The organism is Devosia sp. (assembly GCF_036676215.1).
Classification (GTDB): domain Bacteria; phylum Pseudomonadota; class Alphaproteobacteria; order Rhizobiales; family Devosiaceae; genus Devosia.
Genome location: NZ_JAKFDJ010000181.1, coordinates 1 through 1683, shown reverse-complemented (window position 1 = coordinate 1683; position 1683 = coordinate 1). Strand labels below are relative to the sequence as shown.

3 protein-coding genes are annotated in these 1683 nt (G+C 63.3%); all 3 read right to left on the bottom strand.

Annotated elements, in window-relative coordinates:
* Positions 1-124: 124 nt before the first annotated feature.
* Positions 125-709, bottom strand: a complete 585-nt coding sequence (locus tag V6M52_RS15100) for a DUF7010 family protein (protein WP_332701616.1) — start codon at positions 707-709, stop codon at positions 125-127.
* 83 nt (positions 710-792) lie between these two features.
* A complete protein-coding gene (locus V6M52_RS15095; RefSeq protein ID WP_332701615.1) occupies positions 793-1272 on the bottom strand; it encodes a nuclear transport factor 2 family protein in 480 nt (159 codons plus the stop codon).
* An 80-nt stretch (positions 1273-1352) separates the two neighbouring features.
* On the bottom strand, positions 1353-1683 hold a 331-nt coding region (locus V6M52_RS15090; RefSeq protein ID WP_332701614.1), incomplete at its 5' end, for a hypothetical protein.

Genomic DNA, 1683 nt, shown 5'->3' with positions numbered 1-1683 from the left:
CGCGGGCCTTACCGACAGCGCTTGTTGCGTGATGCCAGACGAAGCGGAGTGGCGTGGGACCGCAGCGAACGATCCGCGCTTGACCCACGACACTCCCCAATTCCAACGCGGCCTAACGCCTGAGTTAAGCCGCGCCGCGAAGCGGCGTCGGCTTGGACGAACTGTTAGGGCGCACCCAGTGACGGTGCTGGAGGATGCCCACGACTGCAAACACGAGCTCGATCGCGGCGCCTGTGGCCACGACCACCAGCGCCGAGGCCGATAGCGCGGCGAGAGCGAAACCGGCACCGGCAAGGGCCAAGCCCAGTGCCCAGTAAAGCCGCATGCCGTACAGCGTGGCGAAAACCAGATAGCGCCCGCCAATGACGAGCAACATGGCGACGAAGAACCACGCGGGGTGCTGCAGCCCGAGGACGTACGCCAAGGGCAGACTAAAGATGAGCCAGAACGTGCTGGCCCCGGCCAGCTGCCCGAGCGGGTTGCCTTTGGTATGGGTTGCCGGGGCGCCGAAGAGGCGACAGAGCAAGACGCCGACCGGGTGAATAAGCGCACCGCCAATGAGTAGCGCCCAGATCGCCTGCTGAGGCGAAGAAAACGCAGCGAAGCCTGTAGCGACAGACCACGCGAGCGCAGACGCAAGAATGCCCGGCGCTCCGCTGAAGTAGCCGTGGCGCATGTCGTGCTGAGCACCAGTTATGGTCATTTCCATCTTTCCCGTCTCCGTGTTGCAGCTGTGCGCCCTAACACCTGAGTTAAGCCGCGCCGCGAAGCGGCGTCGGCTTGGACGAATTGTTAGGTGTCACCCGCGCTGCCTTCGGCACGGGAAGCAGGGCTTTGAGGGCGAGGCGGTGCGACGACATCCCAGTGCTCCACGATGCGGCAGTTCTCTACGCGAAAGATATCGACGATTGCGTACGCCGGGGCGCCCGGCGCCGGCACAAACCGAGCGTGTAGAGCGACGAGCTCCGGCTCAGCCACAGTTCGCAGCACCTCCCAGCGTGCGGCTGGGAGCTGGGCGATCAAACCTTCAAGGAATGTAGCGACAGCATCTCGGGTGCCGCCGGCGACATCCGCCTTGTGCTCGACAAAGGCTGGCGATACGAACCGTTCAAAGGCGAGCTTGGGCTTCTTCTGAATTAACGCCTGGTCGTAGAACTCCAGAACTACCTTTCGGCTGCTTTCGGCTGAAGGACTACAGGTTGCCTCTCTGGCCGAGGTCGAGAATGGCAATGAGGCGGCGGCAAAGGCGAGGAGCACGCTTATCCGGTTCATTAAGTCACCTCGATATTTGGTGTGACACCTAACACCTGAGTTAAGCCGCGCCGCGAAGCGGCGTCGGCTTGGACGAATTGTTAGGCCGCGGCGTGCTGCTTGCCGAGCCGCTGGGCGAACGCGATGAGCGAAATACCAGCGATAAGCGGGCCCGTACCGATGAAGCCGCCAAGCCCGCACAGGTTGCTCGCCCCTGCCGGAGAACACAGCGCCCATGCCCCCAAGAGAGCGCCAGCCAGATAGCCTGCGAACCCGACGGCCACCGACGCCGCTGCGATACGGATTGCCGACTTAGAATGGCTCCCGCCGGCCAAGGCAGCGATGCGGTAAGCCGCGAGAATGCATCCAACGAGCGCCAGAATCGGGCCGGCGAGGATCACGAGTGTCATGACAGTTTCCATGCGGCCTAAC